This window comes from Rhodohalobacter sp. 614A, assembly GCF_021462415.1.
In the GTDB taxonomy this organism is placed as follows: Bacteria; Bacteroidota; Rhodothermia; order Balneolales; family Balneolaceae; genus Rhodohalobacter.
This window is the reverse complement of sequence record NZ_JAKEDS010000004.1, coordinates 149,569-170,786: the sequence shown is the minus strand read 5'-3', so window position 1 is coordinate 170,786 and position 21,218 is coordinate 149,569. Positions and strand designations below refer to the sequence as shown.

Here is a 21,218-nt window from a genome sequence, read left to right as displayed (position 1 = left end):
ATCACGTAGAGACACACCAAAGTAATCAAAAATCGTACCAGTGGGGTAAAATAGCTGATTAGTAACTGCATTTGCATGTTCTATCAAAAAAAGTGTACGAAATCGAACACTGCCTGTTGCATTCCGTACAGATAAATGGATAGAATATTTGCTCAACTTGTTCAAACCGCGATTTAGAAGTTTGGCACGTTTGTTGAACTAAAATTACTCAAAACAAAAGAATTACTTTTTAAATATGGGAATGGATCGAAAAATTGAGAAGAAAACCTGGACAACCAAACGGATTTCGATGGTTGCCGGAGGAGTACTGTTGGTTGCATTGATTGTGTATGTGCTCGGGTTTATGGATGTACGATCGACGTTAAATGTAGAAAGAGAGCGAATAACCGTTTCTACGGTTCAGGAAGATGTATTCCAGGAGTTTATCCAGGTAACGGGGACGGTTCAGCCGATCGAAACCATTTTCCTTGATGCGATTGAAGGTGGGGTTGTAAAGCAGGTTTATCTCGAATCCGGTACGATGGTTGAGGAGGGAGATACGATTCTTTCGATGTCTAATTCGAACCTGCAACTCCAGGTAATGCAACAGACATCTGCACTGTATGATCAGATTAACAATGTTCGGAATTCGCGGTTGAATCTCGAACAAAACACGTTGCAACTTCAAGAACAGCTGGCGAATGCAAGATCTCAGATGGAAATTTTAGAAGCCCAGTATGAGCGCCAAAGGAAGCTCAGGGAAGATGATTTAATTTCTCAACAGGAATTTGAAGAGACCAGTGCAAATTATGATTATCAGAAGAAACGGTATGAACTGACGTACGAATCATACCAAAAGGATTCACTTCAAACCATAACACAATCCCGCCAGTTGGATAACTCGGAGCAGCGAATGTACCAAAATTTGGAAGCTGTTCAGCAGATTCTGGAGAATTTAACGGTTACCGCACCGGCATCGGGTCAGTTGAGTACGATTGAGCTGAACCAGGGGCAATCCATTTCTGCGGGAGAGCGAATTGGACAGGTTGACAATCTGGATGATTACAAAGTGAGAGTGAATATTGATGAGTTTCATTTGTCCAGGATTGTTCCGGGTCTCGAAGGGTCGTTTCCTTTTGATGGGGAAGATCATGAACTGGAGATCACAAAAATTTATCCGGTTATTACAGATGGGCAATTTGAAGTGGATATGGAATTTCCGGGCGATGCACCTGAAGGATTACGGCGCGGCCAGACTGTTCGAATCCGGCTTGAACTGGGAGAATCTGCCCAGGCCGTTCGTCTGGCACGTGGCGGATTTTATCAAACCAGCGGTGGTAATTGGGTCTTCCTGCTGAATGAAGAGGAAACGCGGGCTGTGCGTCACGAAATCCGTTTAGGGAGACAGAACCCCGAGTATTTCGAAGTATTGTCCGGTCTTGAGCCCGGAGATAAAGTCATCACCTCAAGCTATGATACATTTGGTGATAATGAGGTTTTGGTGTTAGAATAAGTTGTATGTGGTTAGTTGTAGGTTGTTAGTGGTGGTTTTCAACAAGTATACTACCAACAACTGACTAATTCCCTATTGAATTTAAATATGCATTTAATCTTGGTGCTAATTCAGTAATTAAAGGAGCGAGTTCATGAAGTTCTTTCTTACTAATCAAATTTCGTTTGGAAGCTCTTTTGAGCCAGAATTTGGTTTCATAAAGAGAAGATCTGGCGATTTTAACAAATCGTTTATTTTCTTTAAAAGTACCTCTGCCAGTTCCTTCCGCAATATTGGCACCAATACTATCAGCAGCACGGACAAGTTGTTTGCCAACGGTATCTTTAGCGAAGTAATTCCAGACTATAACGACACTCCAAATTTTATCAGCCAACGTTTCGGAAAGTTGATAGACTTCAAGCGTCTCAAAATTAGATTTAGACATTATTTAAATTTTTTGATGAATAGTTACAACTAACAACAAGCCACTGACTACGAACTCTTATTTATAAGAGCCCAAAACCACGAATTCCTTACAAAAATTTATACACGTACAAAACAACAAAACGAACAAAGCCATGATTAAAACAAAGAATCTTAGAAAAGTATACATCACTGAAGAAGTGGAAACGACTGCTTTGAATGATGTGAATCTTGAAATTAAAGAAGGTGAATTTTGTGCCATTATGGGTCCTTCAGGATGCGGGAAATCGACTCTTTTGAATATTATGGGGCTGCTGGATAATCCCTCTGAAGGAGAATATTATTTTATGGATCATGAGATTTCCAACCATTCGGAAAGAGAACGAGCCCAGCTCCGAAAAGGAAATATTGGATTCATTTTCCAAAGCTTTAACCTGATTGACGAACTGACCGTTTTTGAAAATGTGGAACTGCCTCTTCTTTATTTAGGTGTGGATTCCAAAGAACGAAAAGAGAAAGTAGAAACAGCTCTGGAACGAATGGGAATGATGCATCGGCGCAATCACTTTCCACAGCAGCTTTCCGGTGGTCAGCAGCAGCGGGTGGCCATTGCGCGTGCCGTTGTAGCGAATGCTAAATTAATCCTCGCCGATGAGCCGACCGGAAACCTCGATTCCGATCATGGCGACGAAGTGATGAAACTGTTGGCGGAACTCAACGATGCCGGAACCACCATCGTCATGGTAACTCACTCCCCCCACGATGCCGACTATGCCCGACGCGTGATTCACCTGTTCGATGGCCATGTTGTGACGGAGAATATGCAGGAAGGGTTTCATGTTTAAGTAGCTTTCAGTCGTCAGCCAATAGCTATCAGAGTATTAATGCGTAGAACTGAGAGCTGGAGTCTGACAGCTAATTTGTTATACATAGTGGTACGGGAGTTCAGGTAAATAATCAGTGATGTTCTAAATATCTCTGATCATATATTTTTTTCACCAAAACCGAGAGACATGCTTATAAACTACATCAAAATTGCGTGGCGGAATTTAATTCGCGACCGTACCTACTCTTTTATCAATATAGCCGGTTTAACCATTGGTCTGTCTGCCTGCCTTCTGCTTGTTCTGTTTGCGAGGTATGAACTGAGTTTTGATACGTTTCATGAAAAATCAGACCGAATCTACCGGATGACCTCTGTTGCAGAAACGGAGAATGAAGTGATTGAGAGAGCGTATACACCAGTTCCGTTAGTTCAAGCATTAAAGGACGAACTGCCGGAAGTGGAAATGGCCACTCACCTCAGCCGGACAAATAGTGCAAGAATAGAAATTGAGGATCAAACGGTTACCATTGAAGATTTTTACTGGACGGATCAGAATTTCTTCGACATCTTTTCGGTTTCTGTTATAGAAGGGAATGAGCCTGAGTTTTTAAGTAATCCCAATTCTATTGTCATTACACAATCGGTCTCCGAAACTTATTTTAATAGCGCGAATCCATTGGGAAAAACTATTCAACTTAGTAACGATACCTATAGGGTTACGGGAGTCGTTGATGACTGGCCGGCCAATTCTCATTTTCGTCCCCAGTTTATTGCAACCTTCAATACCCTTGGTTCTTCTGAGGACGACAGTTGGTTTTCTTTCAATAACCGAACGTATTTTTTGCTTGAAGAAAAAGCATCTATCAAATCTTTAATGCAAAAGCTTCCATCCATCCTGGAGAGTAAATTTGGGGAGCAGGCACAAGAATTGGGTATTGAGTTTACATATACACCTCAGGCGCTGACCGATATTCACCTCTATTCCAACCTGGAGGGAGAACTGGAACAGAACGGCAGTATTCGAACCATTCAGATTATTCTTGCCATTGCCTTTTTGATTCTTCTGAATGCATGCGTGAACTACATTAATTTGTCGACAGCCAGGGCTCGAAAAAGAGCGAAAGAGGTAGGCATCAGAAAAGCACTTGGTTCGGGAAGAGCTCACCTGATTTTTCAATTTTTGGGTGAAGCCTTTGCCTTAACGGGGATCTCTTTTTTGCTGTCATTAATGATTATTGAAACGATTCTCCCCGGCTTTAATACTCTTTTCAACCAGGAGTTGAATTCAAGTATGCTGTTTGAACCGGTCAGCATGAGTATTTTTGTTAGTCTGATGGTTTTAACGGCTCTATTAGCAGGAATCTATCCCGCATTTTATCTGACCTCTTTTTCAGCAAAGAAAGTTTTGAAAGGAGATGCCGGAGTCAACACAAAAAATTCATTTTCCTGGGGCAGACGATCGATGGTGGTTTTCCAGTTTTTGATTTGTATCACCCTGATGGTTTCATCTCTCGTTATTCTGAAACAGATGCGGTTTATTCAGCAAAAAGATTTAGGATTTGAAGAAAGCAATTTGATAGTTATTCCATTGGGAACTGGTGAAGAACGGAACGGTTTCCAGGCTTTAAAAGATAAGCTCCTTGCAAATTCAAATATCCTCGGTATTACTTCCGCGCCTATGTACCCAGGAGGGGAATATGCAAATGCACAACATTGGTTGCCGGGTGAAACAGTTGGAGAATATGCAGAAATGGGATTCGTGGGGCCTGACTTTGTGGATGTTTTTGGAATGAATATCAAAGAGGGGAGAGACTTTACCGAGAATGATCAGCAATCCGTCATCATCAATGAGACAGCCGTTCAGAGATTTGGTTTGGGAGAAAATCCCATCGGGAAACAAATCACCAGAACAGACCCAAGGGCTGACGAAAGACCGATGTATGAAGTTGTAGGCGTAATTGAAGATTTTAATACTGCATCACTCAGAGAAACCATACAGCCTTTGGTTATGTATCAGATCGGCTTCAACGTGAATATGATTGTTCGGTTTGCCGAAGGCCAAACTCAATCTGCTCTAAGTTTTATCAGAGATGCTTTTAACGAAGTAAATCCGAACTCCACATTCGAATATCATTTCGTAGATGATTATCTGTCTGAATACTATCGGGCCGATGAGAATTTCCTTAGGATCGTTACTTCTTTCACTTTGTTGGCTGTGTTTATCGCGGGAATGGGGCTACTTGGTTTGGTAGGATATTTTATTCAGAGCAGAACCAAGGAACTGGCGATTCGAAAAGTATTGGGAGCTTCTGTATCAAATATTATGGCTCTTCTCTCCAAAGATTTTGTACTGTTAGTAATCATTGGTTTTGTGATCGCCATACCTGTTGGCTGGTATGCCATGAATCAATGGCTAACCGATTTTGCCTATCGCATTGATATTGGTGCTGATATATTTGTGTTGGCCGGAGGAGCTGCCTTACTGATTGCAATTCTTACCGTAAGCTGGCAATCCATCAGAGCCGCGTTTGAAAATCCCGTAGACAGTTTGAGAAGTGAATGACTTTTTAGTTTGTGGTTCGTGGTCTGTTGTTGGTTGTTAAGACCCGGCACAAACAACGGACTACTAACAACTTACAACAAATAAAACCGTTCATTTTCGAACAATCCCTGTCTGGTATCGGACAGCTTAAATCATACAAACCTTCTATCTTTAAAAAGAAGCTGCATTCTTCAGTTTGGTATGATTATTGATCTCTAAAAAAGAGGAAGTATTTATTGAATAATAGGGAAGAAGCAAAGTCCTTAGAAAGTTCCTTTAAAATAGTTTTTTGAGATACTAGTTATTAAAGATAAAAGAGGCTTTTATAATTGAATGGGAGTATAATAATATGTTCAAACACAACCTTACAGCCGCCTTTCGCTCCATGGCGAAACAGAAAATGCAGACTTTCATTCTTATCTCCGGAATGGCGATTGGACTTACCGTTTCTTTCTGGATGTTCTACTGGCTGATCCAGGAGTTTAGTTTTGAAAATGTGCACGATAATGCCGACCGGATTTACAGGGTTGAGCTTGAAATGAACGATTCTGACGGAATCCACTACGGTTCAGCAACCCCAACGCCGCTGGCGCCCCTTTTGGAGCGTGAATTTCCTGAAGTCGTTGAATCTGTTCGGCTTCATCCATTTGCAGATATCACACTTCATCATGGTGAGCAGAGCTTCTCAGAAAATCAAATCATGGCGGTAGATCCGTCTATTTTCTCAATCTTTTCTCTCAAGGCTCTGCATGGCAACCTGGAGCATTCGCTGGATGTGGATAATTCAATCGCTATTAATAGAAGTTTTGCCGAGAAATATTTTGGTGAAGACGTCAACCCTGTTGGTGAGAGACTGGATATTGAAGAGGAAAGGTCTCTTGTGATTACAGCGGTTTTTGAAGATCTGCCGGTCAACACTCATCTAAATTTTGAGGCCCTGATTCCTTTGGAACTGGCTGACCAAATGGGACGGGAAATCGCACAAGAACAATGGCACCGTTTTGATGAAATTCACACATATATTCTTTTAAATGAAAATGCTGACTGGGGCGAATTGGAAAAGAAAATCGCACCGATTCATGACCAATATGTACAGGAATCCAGCGATCAGTTGTACCTTCAGCCTCTCAAGAACATCCATTTTGCCTCGAATGTTCTCCATGATTTTGCGAATCACACGGACAAGCGAACGATGTATAGTTTGGCGTTGATTTCCCTTTTGGTCTTTGCTATGGCCTGTATCAATTTTGTAACGCTTACATCGGCGATGACTTTAAAACGCCGGGGTGCAATCGACTTGAGGAAAGTGTATGGAGCAGGAAGAAGACATATTATCAAACAAATTTTAACAGAGGCGTTTCTTTATACCGGTATTGCTGCCGGTATCGCGATCATCTGTATTGAGTTGACAAGGCCTGTATTTCTCCAGCTAACATCCCAGGCTGTTTTCAATGTTGACCAGTTTCCAACAGATGCAATGATTCTGGTAATTAGTTTAGCCACTCTTATGGGAATTGTTGTTGGAATTTTTCCTGCAATCAGGTTTTCAGGAATGAGAGTGGGAGAAACATTTCGAAGTAAAAGTCGCATTACACAATCAAATAAAATATTTCATCCGTTAATCTTAGTCCAGTTTATCCTCACAATTGCTTTGATTACCGGCAGCCTGGTTATTCAGGATCAAATCAGTTTTATGCAGCAAAAATCGCCGGGGTTTGACCGTGACCAACTTGTCTCCATCCCGATGACAATGCCTTTGGGAAGCGGCATACGATCAGAACGTTTTGATGCATTTAGCGATGAACTGAGGAGATATCCCGGCGTTCAGAATGTGACCATGACGGTGGCATCTCCGGAAAATATTGAGACCTCTGCGGGTGATGCTTCATGGGAAGGTCAGCAAGACGGACAATCCGTCCAGATTCATTGGAACAGCATCTGGTTTGATTATTTTGAAACTCTGGGAGTTGATATTGTTGAAGGAAGAGGATTTTCCAGTGATTATCCGGGAGATGTAAATAATGGAGATGGCGGAAATTTTATACTGAACCAAACTGCCGTTGAACGAATGGGACTGAAAGATCCCATCGGAAAGATGTTCTCGCTGTATGGCAAAGTTGGGAGAATTGTTGGAGTGGTGGAAGACTTTCACTATCGCCCGTTGAATGTACCTATCGAACCGATGGCGTTTGATATGCTGCCGTGGTATAATGCCGTTTTACTGGTTCGGTTGTCACCTGATAATGTCAGTGAATCACTTCATTCAATTGAGTCCACATGGGCAAAATTCAATCCCGGTATTCCGTTTGAATACGAGTTTGTCTCATCAGCATATCGCCAACTTTATGAGGCGGAACAGAATACAAAAACGTTGGTGGGATTATTTACCGTTTTGGCAATTATACTCGCTTCTCTCGGTTTACTTGGTATTGTCGCATTTATTGCGGATCGGCGGACAAAAGAGATCGGAATTCGAAAAGTATTAGGAGCCACTGTTTCAGGAATTGTTGGCCTGCTGACCAAAGATTTCGTGAAATGGATTGTAATAGCCAATGTGATTGCATGGCCCATCGCATGGTTAGCCACAAATCAATGGCTACAGAATTATGCCTATCACATCGAGTTGACCGTATTGCCATTTATCCTCGCCGGGATGAGTGCATTGGTAATCGCCCTGTTGACCGTAAGTTGGCAGGCAATCCGTGCGGCAAGAGCCAATCCGGTGGATAGTTTAAGGAGTGAATAAAAAACAAGCTGTCAGCACTCAGCTATCAGACTTCAGAAAAGAGAAGCTGAAAGCTGAAGTCTGATGGCTAAAAGCTTAAGATTATGCTTAAAAACTACATCAAAATTGCATTACGAAATCTGTGGAAAAACAGGCAGTATTCATTTATAAATATACTTGGGCTATCCATCGGGATTGCGGCTGTGGTCTTGATTTTTATTTATCTGAAGTTTGAGTGGAGTTACGACCGTTTTCATGAAAACAGAGATCACATTTACCGGGTTGCTGTGGAGGAAAACTGGGAAGGGCGTATCGGAAAATTCAACACGTTTCTGGCTCCCGTTGGACCGGCCCTGAAAAATGATTTTCGACAGGTCGAAAATTTTACCCGGGTGCGTCAGCCCGTCAGCCAATATTTCTATTCACAAAATAATCCCTATCGAATTGACGAAATTCATCATGTCGATTCCACATTTTTCGACATCTTTTCATTTGATATTCTTTCGGGAGACCCAAAGTCAGCTCTGGCTTCACCTTATTCAATTGTAGTTACCCGTTCAAAAGCAAAAGATATCTGGGGTCGTGAAGAGGTTCTGGGAAACACCTTACAATCGGAAAGTGGCGAAACATATACAGTTACAGCCGTTGTCCAAGACCCGCCCATAAACTCCTCTATTCAATTTGATGCACTTATTTCGTTCAGTACTCTATACCAGGATCCAAATATGTTTATGGGCTGGAATGGCGGAAATCAGTACACAACATTTATTCAACTTCAGGAGCAGGTCGATCCCTCACAGTTTGAGGATCTTTTGGATGATTTTATAGGAAAGTATTTGGATGAAAGCATTGCCATTACCTATCACTTAACACTCGAACCTCTTCCTGATATTCACCTTTTTTATGATCCGGGGTTCTTGTTCCGGAGAATCCTTCAGTTTGGTGCTATCGCCCTGCTGATTTTAATCATGGGCAGTTCTAATTTTATTAACATTTCTCTTGCACAATCGACCCGAAGGGCGAAAGAAACCGGCGTCCGAAAAGTGATGGGAGCGGAGAAAAGACAACTTGTTTTTCAATTCCTGGCTGAATCCGTTCTGACCACGGCAATCGCCGCCGCTGTTGCCATTTTACTGATTGAGCTTGTTTTTCCCACCTATTCCGAAATTTTGGGGCAGGAGTTACCGCGTTCATCTCTCTACTCTACATATTTTATCCTTGTTTTGATCGCCATTGCGGGATTAGTTGGCATTGCGGCCGGCAGCATTCCGGCATTCTATCTTGCATCCCTTTCACCGGTAAAAATTTTAAAGAATTCATTGCTATCCGGTCATGGGAAAGGAGGTTTTCGAAATGGCCTCTTGTTTGTCCAATTTTTTATCTCGGTACTTTTGATTTTTGGAACCCTGGTGATTTATCAACAGCAGGTATTTATGAAAAACAAAGTTCTTGGTTTCAATAAAAACAATATTCTTGTGGTGAATCTGCCGACAGATGAAATGAAAGCCAATAATCAACTCATCAAAGAAGAGGTTCTGAATTTTCCATTCGTGGAAGGTGCTACACTCTGTTCACAAATACCGTATCGGGGAGTGGAAGCAAACGGCTATCTTCCGGAAGGTTTTGATTCGCACAAGCTCGTGCATGTTATTCACACAGACAGCGATTTTCTGGAAACGTTTGATATTGACATTGTTGAAGGCAGAATTTTTCGTGCTGACATGGAAGCGGATCGGGATGCTTATGTAATCAATGAAGCACTTGTTAACATGCTGCAATGGGAAGATCCCCTTGGGAAAACGATTGAACGAAGTGGAACTCATGAGGTGCTCGGCGTTGTAAAGGATTTTCATTTTGCTTCCATGCACGATAAAATCGAACCGTTAATTATCGCAAACAGCGGAACTGCCGGATATCTTGGCCAACTTGCTCTTCGCATTGACAATAATGCCATCACTTCCGGCACGGCAATCCCGCAAATACAAAATGCGGTTGCAGAAGTACTTCCTTCTGCTCCGTTCGAATATTGGTTCTTGGATGATGCTTTCGATACACTCTATCGTCGGGAAAATATAATGGGACAGCTTTTTTTGTACTCCACAATGTTGGCACTTTTTATCGCTTTTCTCGGGTTGTATAGCCTCGTAGCCATCGAAACGGAATTCAGAACCAAAGAGATCGGCATTCGTAAAGTTCTGGGTAGTTCGGTTTTTGGAATCGTTCGGCCCATATCAAAAGAGTTCTTGAATCTCGTTTTAATTTCAAGTCTCGTTGCCTGGCCAACGGCGTGGTTTTTTACTCACCGATGGCTCCAGAATTTTCCTTACCGGATAGATCTCTCCGTCTGGCCGTTTCTAATCTCAGGGCTGGCCGTTATTGTCATTGCTTTGATTACCGTTAGCTGGCAGGCTGCTCGTGCAGCATCAATAAATCCAATCGAAAGTTTAAGGAGTGAATGATGAACGAGCTGTCAGCATTCAGCTATCAGACTTCAGAAAAGACCTGATAGCTAAAGTCTTATGGCTAATAGCTCAAATCAGCCAGCGCATCTTCCACGAGTTCATTACCCAAAATTTCTTTTGCTCGTTGATGCGCTTCATCAACTTTTCTTTCACGGAAGAGGGTAAGGATTTCAGAATCGATCAGTTCGTACCAGAGTTTTTTTCGGGTATCAAATTCATGGATGTGTTTTTTCATTGGCTTTCTGAGGCTCTGCATAAATTCCAGGAATTCGCCATACTCTTTTCCGAACTCCTTTTCGAATCGCTGTCTGAGTCGAACAGCCAAAGCGGGAGCCGCACCTCCCGTTGAAATGGAGATTGTCAGCGGACCTTGTTTTACAATCGACCCAAACGCAAAATTGGCGTGCGGCAGATCATCCATCACATTGATGAGAATATTTCGTTCTTCGGCTTCTTGATAAGCTTTTTCGTTGATATTACCTTCATATTCAGCTACAATTACAACCGAAGCACCTTCAAAATCCCCATATTGATATTGCCGTGGAATCCATTCAAACCGATCTTCATCTGCCCACTCCTGAAGCTGTTCATTTAATTCGGGACTGATGACTGTCAGCCACGCACCGCGATCCAGAAAATCCTTCACTTTTCCTTCCGCTTCCCAGTTTCCCCCGATGATCACAGTTTTTCGTTCACTCAACCGGCGCAGGTAAATGGGGTAGACGTCTAAAGCTTTTGACATGTTTAAGTTTTGTAAAGGTTTGATTGATATCGATTTGAAATTCCCCCTTCAAAGGGGGATTTTAGCTCCCATTCTTATAATGATCTGGAAAATGAATTCCACATTCGGTTTTATCCGTGCCATTCCAGCGGCCGTTTCGGTCATCACTTTCTTTGGAGGCATCCACCGGTTGGGTACACGGAATACAGCCGATGCTTGGATAACCTTCATCATGAAGCGGATTATAAGGCAAATCCAGATGATGGATAGAATCCCAGACTTTTTTTCCGCTCCAGTTTGCAAGTGGATTGATTTTGATTACTTCGTTTTCTTCATTCCATTCAATGATACGGGCTTGTGTCCTGGTTTCAGATTGGCTGCGCCGGAGTCCTGTCACCCAGGCTTTTTTGTCTGAGAGATAGTTTTTCAAAGGCAGCACTTTCCGGTAAAAACAGCACTGATTGGGATTTTTTTTCCAGAGTTCATCGCCAAATCGTTCTGCTTGTTCCTGAAGAGAAAGTTCGGGAGTGACTCTCGTAATATCGATGTTATATCGAGCTTCAAGTATGTCCCGCAATTCATAGGTAGAATCAAACAAGAGATTTGTGTCCAGATAAAAAATCGGGATGTCAATGTTGTGTTCCCGGAGGAAATGAATCAGGAGAACTCCAGAAGATCCAAAACCTGTTCCCAAAACCATTTCGCCTCCGAATGTTTCAAATCCCCATAAGAGAATTTCAATGGGATCAGCATTTTCGAATTGTTGATTTAACTGATCCAGTTCGTTTTCTGAAAATTTCACTTCTGTTTTACCCGGTTCAAGAACGTCCAGCATATTCTTCCGAATTTCATCCTGCATAGTTGGCAAGCAGTTGGGGTTGAGATTCAGTCACGGTTTCTAACTCATTCTCATTGTTGAACCATGCCAAATCATGGCTCAGCGAGGCAAGCTCCCCGATAACGATTGTGGCCGGAGAGGATAAGTGCGAAGCTTTCTGAGAAATATCAGCAAGCGTGCCGACGACAACTTGTTGGGATTCAAAAGTAGCCTCCTGAATCACAGCAGCCGGTGTATCTGCGTTTTTCCCCAGTTGAATGAGTGTTTCAGAAATATTGGCGAGATTCCGCATTCCCATCAAAATGACAAGGGTATCGGCGTGAACGAGATGGCACCAGTTTTCAAAATCATCCGAGCCTGTGATGGTATGTCCGGTAACCACGGTAAACGATCGGGCAATTTTTCGATGCGTTACTGGAATCCCAGCAAATGCGGGAGCAGCCATTGAACTGCTGATACCGGGTATCACTTCGTAGGGAACACCGTGGGCACGTAAAGCCTCACACTCTTCTCCGCCTCGTCCGAAAACAAACGGGTCGCCTCCTTTGAGTCGTGCAACATGTTTGCCACTCAGCGCTTTGGATACCAATATCTGGTTAATCTGTTCCTGGGATACCGATGGCTTATCCGGGGTTTTACCCACATAAATATGTTCGGAATCTTCACGGGTAAGCCCCAGAAGTTCTGGATTGGCAAGCCTGTCATACACAATGACATCCGCCAATTCCAGAACTTTCGACCCTTTTACTGTTATGAGGTCTGGATCGCCGGGGCCGGCACCCACCAGGTACACCGTTCCTTTATTCAAATGCTGTAATCTGCTCATAATTTTTCAGGCTGGTATTTGTGGTGAGTCTTCAATTCCAATACGATTCCAGAAATCACTGAAGGACTCATTTACTGATCGCTCTTTTTTGAAATGTTCGAGTAACGGGCGAACTTCCTGAATTAGTTCTTCCCGCGGAACCATGTCTTTGTACTCTTTATTCAATCGTGTTCCTGACGGATCTCCGCCAATAAAAATAGTGTATTTATCCAGCGAACGGCCTACAAAACCAATGTCGGCTACATATGGCCTTGCACATCCATTGGGGCAGCCGGTCATTCGTACGGAGAGTTTTTCATTCTGGAGTTCAAGCTCTTCCAAAACTCCATTCAAATCGCGAATAACATCTGGCATAACCCGTTCAGACTCCGCAATGGCAAGTCCGCAGGTGGGCAGGGCAGGGCAGGCCATGGAAAACTTGATAGCATTTGGAATTTCATCGGGCAACTGAACACCATACTCATGAAAAATCTGTTCAATAGGCTGCTTGTATTCTTCAGGGATATTGGTGAGGAGAACATTGTGATTGGGAGTCATCCGAACTTCAGGCTGAAAGTCTTCTACTATCTTTCGAAGAGCACTTTTCAGTTTTAAATCCCCTTCATCTTTGATGCGTCCATTTTCGACAGAAATGCCCAAAAACCAGTTTCCGTCCGATTGCTTTTTCCATCCCAAATACAATTCCAGTTCAAACTTTGGAAGTTCACGGAATTCTTCGAGTTCATAGCCCAGACGGTCCGTCAATTCATTTTTGAATTTGGCGAGTCCCCAATCGTGAATCAGGTATTTCATTCGGGCCTGTTTACGGTTTTCACGGTTTCCGTAATCCCGCTGAATTCCAATAATTCCTTTTATTACATCTACCACTTTGTCTTTGGTGATGTATCCCAGGTGATCTCCCAGGCGGGGAAAGGTTTCCGGCTTCCGGTGGTGCATACCCATTCCGCCGCCAACAACAACATTAAATCCTTCGATTTCCTGCGTTTCATCAAAAAAAGCGACTAAACCAATATCCTGAGTATAGAGATCCACGCTATTGTCTCCGGGAAGTGCAACAGCAATTTTAAATTTACGCGGCAGGTAAGAACGGTCGTAAAGTGGCTCGGTGTTGGTTATCTCTTCTTTTCCTGAGTAAACTTTCTCGCCATCCAGCCAAATTTCATGATAGGCATTGGTAGCCGGAAGCAGGATATCAGAAATCTCATCTGAAAATTCCTGGACTTTGGCTTGGCGGCCGTCGATGTCGGGAGCAGGAGTGGCCATCACATTTCGTACAATATCCCCGCAGGCGCCGAGAGTTGTAATCAGAGATTCATTAATCTCTTTAATTGTTTTCTTTAAATCTTTTTTGATGATACCGTGAAGCTGGAAAGCCTGCCTCGTGGTTACCCGGATGGTGCCATCGGCGTGCGTATTGGAAATGTTATCAACAGCGAGATATTGGGCGGGAGTGAGTTTGCCGCCGGGTGTACGGCTGCGAATCATAAAAATGTAGTGGCGGTCGCGGCCTTGTCTTTTATCCCGATCATCTTGTTGATAGGTACCATGAAATTTCAAAACCTGGATGGCGTCTTTACTGAAATGATCTTCATCATTCCCGACCTCCACATCCAAAGGTCCACGAAGGTAATTGCTGCCTTCTTTAATGTTTTCAAGTTTGCTCTTTTTCTTACTGCTCATTGGTGGGTTAAGCCTGTTTGGAATTGCTGATTATCGCTTGTTTTTGTTGAAGGAGAGAAATTGCAGCGTTACGAGGCAGCAGCCCCGCAACGCGCAAATTCTGTGGTTGAAATTGAGGTTACTTCTCGATGGGGGCATCGATCAGGTTACCCCATTCTGTCCAGGAACCGTCGTAATTCCGCACAGTTGGGAATTCGAGCAGTTCATTCAGGACAAACCAGGAGTGAGCAGAACGCTCGCCGATTCGGCAATAAGCGATAATTTCTTTGTCAGGTGTGATTCCTTCATCAGCATAGATTTTTGTGAGCTCTTCTTTGCTTTTGAAGGTACCGTCTTCATTCACGGCTTTGGACCATGGAATGTTAGACGCTCCGGGAATATGTCCGGCACGTTGTGAGAGTTCATCCAATCCGGGAGGTGCCAGGATTTTTCCAGTGAATTCATCAGGAGAGCGAACATCAACGAGACCGAAGTCACCGGCGTTGAGTCGTTCTTTGATGTCATCCCTGAAGGCCCGGAATTCCCCTTTAATTTCCGATACGGTGTAGTCGGTGGATTCGTATTCGGGAATGTCGGTTGTGAGTTCGCGTCCTTCGGCTTCCCACTTTTTGCGGCCGCCATCAAGAATGCGAACATCATTGAATCCGTAATATTTCAGCAACCAATACGCCCATGCGGCAAACCAGTTGTTATTGTCGCCATACAGGACAACGGTGGTGTCTGCAGCAATTCCGGATTTTTGAAGGAGTTTTTCAAAATCTTCTTTGGATGCGATGGTTCTTCGCAGTTGATCCTGGAGTTCTTTTTTCCAGTTCCAACCAACGGCTCCGGTAATGTGACCAGAATCGTAGGATCGGGTATTTACGTCGACCTCAACAAAACGGACGCCTTCATCGGTTAAATGATCGGCTGCCCAATCGGTTGTAACGAGTACTTGTTTATCAGTTAGTGTATCTGGCATTGTTTTAGCTTTGTGTTTTTGATTGGTGGTTTAAGTCATTCTCACAAAGCCCATTTTTACAGACAGGCAGGCGGGTCGATTAAAACAAAAAAGCCCGCCACCTGGTTGGTAGCGGGCTTTGTATGAAGATCGTTGTGTTAAATCAGCATATCCTTTCCACTACCTTTCTCGGCATCATCATACAACACATCATACAGCACATATTTCGGTGCGCAGGAGCGAGAATGTTAGTGGTTGGTTTTTTCTGATTCATTAAAAAAAGTGTTTAGACATCAAGTCATTTTCAACGTGGGAATAGGTTAAACACTATATCGCTTCATGTCAAGCCCCGAGATTAAAAAATAACAAAAGCTTATCGATAAGAGGTTTTATTATTTCGGATGAGATGCACTTAAAATATAAAAAAAGCGCTTTTATCAATTCTGTAATTGAATGAAAAAAATTTAAAAAGAAGTGAAAATAGTCTCTTTTGTGAGGGTATGAATTCAGCCAGAAAAGAGTTGATCCGGAAAATTTGTGCGTGAGTAACTAAAAAATCAAAATGATGAAGATTTAAAACGAACCAACATCCGCTAACAAAAAACCTTGTAACGTTATTTCTTTTACCTCGTCTTACTCACGGTAATAACTTTAATTCTCTCCGGGTAAGAACATGCTGACTAACTACATTAAAACTGCCTTCCGAACTTTTAAAAGACACAAGAGTTCCTTTTTTATAAACGTGATTGGCCTTTCCATTGGAATGGCTTGCAGTATCCTGATTCTTCTTTGGGTGATGGACGAAATGAATGTTGACCGATTTCATGCTGATGCGGATCAGATTTTCCAGGTGATGGAACATCAAAGTTATTCGGATGAAATTATGACCACACTTTCAACGCCCGGAATTTTAGCTCCCGCCCTCAAGGATGAAGTTCCGGAATTTGAGTATGTAGCCACTTATACCTGGAATGTGGAATTTCTGTTCACAAAAGATGAAAAATCTCTGAAAGAAAATGGTTTGTATGCCCGGCCCGATTTCTTTCACATTTTGGATATCAATTTACTTCATGGAAATCGGGATGAATTGATCAACAGCCCTAAAACCATCGCTATTTCCAAAGAGTTGGCGGTTAAGTATTTCAATCGGGAGAATGTTTTGGGTGAATCGATCACCATTGATGGAACTGAACTCCATACCATCACCGGAGTTTTTGAGAAATTGCCGGAGAGTTCCTCTATAGAGTTCGATTACGTTCTGCCGTTTGAAGACTGGTTGGAACGGAATGAATGGGCACAGCAATGGGGAAACAACGGTCCGAGAAGCATCGCAAAGTTATATCCCGGTACAAACATTGCTGCTTTAAATAACAAGATCAGCAATTTTATTAAGAATAAAGATGAGGATGATTCAAACGTAGAATTGTTTGTTTACCCGTTTAAGGAACGTTATTTATACGGACAGTTTGAGAATGGAGTGGTAGCCGGTGGGCGCATCGAATATGTTCGTCTCTTTACTATTGTTGCAATTTTTATTCTTCTGATTGCCTGTATCAATTTTATGAACCTGAGCACGGCGAAAGCCACCAAGCGGGCAAGGGAAGTTGGCATTCGAAAATCCATTGGAGCCAGTAAAGCTTCTTTGATCGGCCAGTTTATCGGGGAGTCGATGATCATCACTTTCTTTTCCCTGATCATTTCAATCTTTCTTGTAGAAATGAGTTTGCCAATATTTAATGATCTCACAGACAAAGCTATAGAAGTCAATTACCTGGAAGCAAATCTGTTGATGATTTTTATAGGAACGGCTCTTGTAACCGGCTTGATTGCAGGAAGTTACCCGGCTTTTTATTTGTCATCCTTTGAAGCGGTGAAAACATTGAAAGGGACTCTGAAATCATCAGGAGGCGAAGTTTTTGCGAGAAAAGGGTTGGTGATATTCCAGTTTACACTTTCCGTTGTTCTGATTATTTCCACGGTTATTATCTACAAACAGATTCAATATACACAGACGAAAAACCTGGGGTATCAAAACGAAAACCTGATTACGTTCACCATGGAAGGTGATGTTCAAAATCAATGGAACTCGTTTCAGAACAGGCTCAAAACCATTCCCGAAGTGATAAATGTATCCAGGGCCAGTGCCTCATTCATGGGCAGGAATTCGAACACGTCGGGCTTGGATTGGCCGGGAAAAGATCCTGAAACACTGATACTATTTGAGAATGTTGGGGTGGATTATGGATTGATTGAAACGATGGGCTTCGAATTGCTCTCTGGCAGAACGCATTCTGAGGAGTTTGGTGCGGATAGTTCGCGAATCGTTATAAACGAGACTGCCGCGGCTGTGATGGGATTGGGAAATCCCGTAGGGGAGTTGATTACGTTGTGGGATGAAGAAACCGAGATCATCGGAGTTGTAAAAGATTTTCACTTTCAGACACTTCGGAGTGAAATTGCCCCGCTCTTTTTCCGGCTGGCTGACTATAGTGACCTGGCTTACGTGCGCATCGGTTCAGTGAATATTCAAAGTACACTTGCCCAAATTGAAGATGTGTATAAAGAATTCAATCCGACCTATCCGTTTGCGTACGAGTTTATGGACCAACAGTATGCGGCACTCTATCGAAGTGAGCAGCGAATAGGAGATTTGGCAAAGTATTTTTCCATTTTTGCAATTATTATTTCATGTCTGGGATTGTTTGGCTTGTCAGCCTTCACCGCAGAACAACGTGCCAAAGAGATTGGTGTAAGAAAAGTGCTTGGAGCTTCCATACAAAATCTGGTACTTCTTTTGACCAAAGATTTCACCAAGCTGGTAATCATTTCTATTGGAATTGCTATCCCGCTCTCCTGGTGGCTGATGAATAAATGGTTGTCTGATTTCGCTTATCAATCCGGAATGGAATGGTGGATTTTTGCTCTCTCCGGAATTCTTGCCATTGTCATCGCGTGGCTGACGTTAAGCTGGCAATCCATCAAAGCGGCGCTGGTAAATCCGGTTCAAAGTTTAAAGAGTGAATAAGAGCGGTCGGCTGTCAGAGTTCAGTAAACAATTATCAGTGATCATGAAATTCTGTTAAATGGTTACTGCTTATTGAACACTGAAAAAACTGTCCGCAATCGTACACCTGTTGTATCAATCCGAACAAGGAAACTTTTGCCTCATCGATTTAGAGAGATTTGAATAGATTTTTCACTTTGGTACGATAGTTGAATGGTCTTGTATGTGGTTAGTTGTTTGTAGTTCATAGTTAAATTTTTCCTACCCTCAACTAACCCGGAACAACCTTCAACGATCGAATACATGTTCAAAAATTATCTGAAAATTGCTGCACGCAACCTGGTTAAAAATAAGAGTCACACTCTGATAAATATTGGCGGCCTCAGTCTGGGAATTGTAAGTGCTTTAGTCATTTTTTTGGTGATTCAGTACGATCTGAACTTCGACACCTTTCACCAAGACGCCGACCGAATCTATCGTGTGGTTACTGAAAACAGTGATTATGGTACAATTGATTATGATAGAGGTGGACCTTATCCCAGAACAAAAGCCATTCGAGAGGACATAACGGGTCTTGAATCAGTAACATTGGTGAATACTAATTTTGCCACTCCTGTAGTTTCACTTCCCGAAGGGGCGGGTACTGATACTAAATTTAAAGAAGAGAATCTTGCACTTGTAGAGCCAGAATATTTTGAGATTTTTACGTATACGTGGTTGTCGGGTGATTCTAATACGGCTTTGGAAAACCCCAACTCGGTGGTTATCAGCAAAAATTTTGCTCAAAAAATGTTCGGTACTACGGATGTTATCGGGAAAGAGTTGGTCATTTTTACGGAAGATTTTATCGACCTCGAAATCACAGGCATGGTGGAAGATCTGCCTGCCAAATCCGACTTTCCATTTACGGTCTTCGTAGCTGCAAATTCCCGTTCAAGATCAGGATACACGTATGAAGAAGAATATACCGAATGGGGAAGCAGTTCCAGTTCACTACAAACTTATGTGAAACTACAACCCGGCGTTACTCCCGAGCAGGTGCAGGTACAGTTCGATCCGATGATTGTGAAGTACACAGATCAGAAGATGGCTGAGGAGAAGGAATATCTTCTTCAGCCTTTGTCAGAAATACACTTCGACAGCCGTTATGAAAATTATTCCGGTCGCGTGATCGAAAAGGAAACACTGACGGCACTGGGCATCATCGGGTTTTTGCTGCTATTGACAGCATGCATCAATTTTATAAATCTGAATACGGCCATTGCCACCCAGAGATCGAAAGAAGTTGGCTTGCGAAAAACATTGGGAGGAACGAGACTTCAGCTAACGTTTCACTTTTTGGGCGAAACGGCATTCACCACACTTATTTCTCTTATTCTGGGAATTGCAATCACCGAAATAGTTCTGAGTGGCATTGAACCCCTTCTTGGTTTTACTCCCAAACTGAATCTGTTTTCAAATCCTGAGCTGATATTGTTTATCACAGTTCTGTTTTTAGGAATAACACTGGCTGCAGGATGGTATCCAGCCCGCCATCTTTCTTCTTTCAACCCGATGGAAGCTATCCGGAATAAAATAAATGCCAGTTACAGTCGCGGGCTAACTCTTCGCCGTGGTCTGATTATTATTCAGTTTGCTATTACTCAGATATTAATTATCGGTACGATTATCATCGCCAATCAAATCAAATTCTTTCAGACGAAGGATCTGGGATTTAACAAAGAAGCCCTGGTGGAAGTCTCCATTCCCAATGATAATGAACAAACCTTGAACACACTGAAAAATCAACTTCTGAATGAATCAAGTATACAGAATGTAACCTTCTCGAATACCGGAACCACCAGTAATAACACCTGGGGAGGAAACTATGTTCTTCAGATAGATACCACCCGGCTTGAAAATAATGCCGAAATCAAGTTTGTGGATGAAGATTTCATCTCCACCTATGGACTGACCATACTGGCCGGGCGGGATATTACTCCTTCTGATACGGTCAATCAGTTTTTAGTAAATGAGGCTTTTGCCAGGCAGGTTGGTTATGGTGATAATTATCAGGCCTTGATTGGAAAAACAAACCGATTTTGGGGGCAGGAGGCACCTATTGTAGGGGTCGTAAAAGATTTTAACACGTCCTCTTTACATACAGAGCTTCAACCTGTAATTCTTGCTCCACGCCGATCCTTTTCTTTAGGAGCCATACGTACTCAGCCATCCCGTACCAAGGATGCCTTGATGGCACTTGAAAAGGCATATGTAGAACTCTTTCCGGACTTTGTCTTCGAATATCGCTTTGTGGATGAAAATATTGCTGAAATGTACGAATCGGAACAGCGCACTGCCGATATCATGAATGCATTTACCATTGTTGCCATATTGATTGGCTGTCTCGGTTTGTTTGGCCTGGTTTCTTATATGGCGGCTACCCGTACAAAAGAGATTGGCGTCCGAAAAGTTTTGGGTGCAAGTATTGGCGATATCCTCAGGATTTTTGCCTCAGAGTTGATGCTTCTCACCGGAATTGCTTTTCTGATAGCTGCTCCGGTCTCCTGGTATTTAATGCAACAATGGCTGGCCGATTTTGCGTACAAAATTGAAGTCGGCGTAGGGATTTTTGCCATAGCATTTGGCGGAACCATTTTGATCGCGGCTTTAACAGTTGGGTATAAATCGTTAAGCGCCGCTTTGGCCAATCCCGTAAACAGTTTAAAGAGTGAATGACAAATGAGCTGTCAGCCATCAGCTATCAGCCGTTAGAAAGGC

13 protein-coding genes are annotated in these 21,218 nt (G+C 42.7%); 7 read left to right on the top strand and 6 right to left on the bottom strand.

Features of this window, described 5'->3' with window-relative positions; genetic code table 11:
• Positions 1-241: 241 nt before the first annotated feature.
• Positions 242-1,492 carry an efflux RND transporter periplasmic adaptor subunit gene (locus L0B18_RS17660; RefSeq protein ID WP_234573198.1) on the top strand — a complete coding sequence of 417 codons (1,251 nt, stop codon included), beginning with the start codon at positions 242-244 and terminating at the stop codon, positions 1,490-1,492.
• Between the two features lie 64 nt (positions 1,493-1,556).
• Here the strand turns inward: L0B18_RS17660 and L0B18_RS17655 are convergent, their stop codons facing one another.
• The gene (locus L0B18_RS17655; protein ID WP_234573197.1) at positions 1,557-1,916 is read right to left on the bottom strand and encodes a four helix bundle protein; all 360 of its coding nucleotides are present in this window, start codon (positions 1,914-1,916) and stop codon (positions 1,557-1,559) included.
• Positions 1,917-2,049: 133 nt separating this feature from the next.
• Between L0B18_RS17655 and L0B18_RS17650 the strand changes: the two genes are divergently transcribed.
• The 4 genes from L0B18_RS17650 to L0B18_RS17635 all read left to right on the top strand — a co-directional run bounded on the left by L0B18_RS17650 (position 2,050) and on the right by L0B18_RS17635 (position 10,446).
• Positions 2,050-2,739, top strand: coding sequence for an ABC transporter ATP-binding protein (locus L0B18_RS17650; protein WP_234573195.1), 690 nt, complete (start codon positions 2,050-2,052; stop codon positions 2,737-2,739).
• A 168-nt stretch (positions 2,740-2,907) separates the two neighbouring features.
• The gene (locus L0B18_RS17645; protein WP_234573193.1) at positions 2,908-5,283 is read left to right on the top strand and encodes an ABC transporter permease; all 2,376 of its coding nucleotides are present in this window, start codon (positions 2,908-2,910) and stop codon (positions 5,281-5,283) included.
• Between the two features lie 364 nt (positions 5,284-5,647).
• Entirely contained in the window at positions 5,648-8,008 is a 2,361-nt protein-coding gene (locus L0B18_RS17640) for an ABC transporter permease (protein WP_234573192.1), read from the top strand.
• An 83-nt stretch (positions 8,009-8,091) separates the two neighbouring features.
• Positions 8,092-10,446: an ABC transporter permease gene (locus tag L0B18_RS17635; protein ID WP_234573190.1), complete on the top strand. Its 2,355-nt coding sequence runs from the start codon at positions 8,092-8,094 to the stop codon at positions 10,444-10,446.
• A 64-nt stretch (positions 10,447-10,510) separates the two neighbouring features.
• Here L0B18_RS17635 and L0B18_RS17630 read toward each other — a convergent pair whose 3' ends face one another.
• The 5 genes from L0B18_RS17630 to L0B18_RS17610 all read right to left on the bottom strand — a co-directional run bounded on the left by L0B18_RS17630 (position 10,511) and on the right by L0B18_RS17610 (position 15,475).
• Positions 10,511-11,191, bottom strand: a complete 681-nt coding sequence (locus L0B18_RS17630; RefSeq protein WP_234573188.1) for a precorrin-2 dehydrogenase/sirohydrochlorin ferrochelatase family protein — start codon at positions 11,189-11,191, stop codon at positions 10,511-10,513.
• Between the two features lie 61 nt (positions 11,192-11,252).
• Positions 11,253-12,029 (bottom strand): phosphoadenylyl-sulfate reductase, encoded by a 777-nt coding sequence (locus L0B18_RS17625; RefSeq protein WP_234573308.1) that lies wholly within the window; start codon positions 12,027-12,029, stop codon positions 11,253-11,255.
• Complete coding sequence (gene cobA / locus L0B18_RS17620; protein WP_234573186.1) at positions 12,019-12,834, bottom strand: uroporphyrinogen-III C-methyltransferase; 816 nt, start codon at positions 12,832-12,834, stop codon at positions 12,019-12,021. The genes L0B18_RS17625 and cobA overlap by 11 nt, the downstream gene beginning before the upstream one ends.
• A 6-nt stretch (positions 12,835-12,840) precedes the next feature.
• On the bottom strand, positions 12,841-14,514 hold the full coding sequence (locus tag L0B18_RS17615; protein ID WP_234573184.1) for an NADPH-dependent assimilatory sulfite reductase hemoprotein subunit: 1,674 nt from the start codon (positions 14,512-14,514) through the stop codon (positions 12,841-12,843).
• A 118-nt stretch (positions 14,515-14,632) separates the two neighbouring features.
• Positions 14,633-15,475, bottom strand: coding sequence for a sulfurtransferase (locus L0B18_RS17610; RefSeq protein ID WP_234573183.1), 843 nt, complete (start codon positions 15,473-15,475; stop codon positions 14,633-14,635).
• A gap of 652 nt (positions 15,476-16,127) precedes the next feature.
• Here L0B18_RS17610 and L0B18_RS17605 point away from each other — a divergent pair.
• Positions 16,128-18,479: an ABC transporter permease gene (locus L0B18_RS17605; protein ID WP_234573181.1), complete on the top strand. Its 2,352-nt coding sequence runs from the start codon at positions 16,128-16,130 to the stop codon at positions 18,477-18,479.
• A gap of 282 nt (positions 18,480-18,761) precedes the next feature.
• Complete coding sequence (locus L0B18_RS17600) at positions 18,762-21,176, top strand: FtsX-like permease family protein (RefSeq protein ID WP_234573180.1); 2,415 nt, start codon at positions 18,762-18,764, stop codon at positions 21,174-21,176.
• Positions 21,177-21,218: the final 42 nt, after the last annotated feature.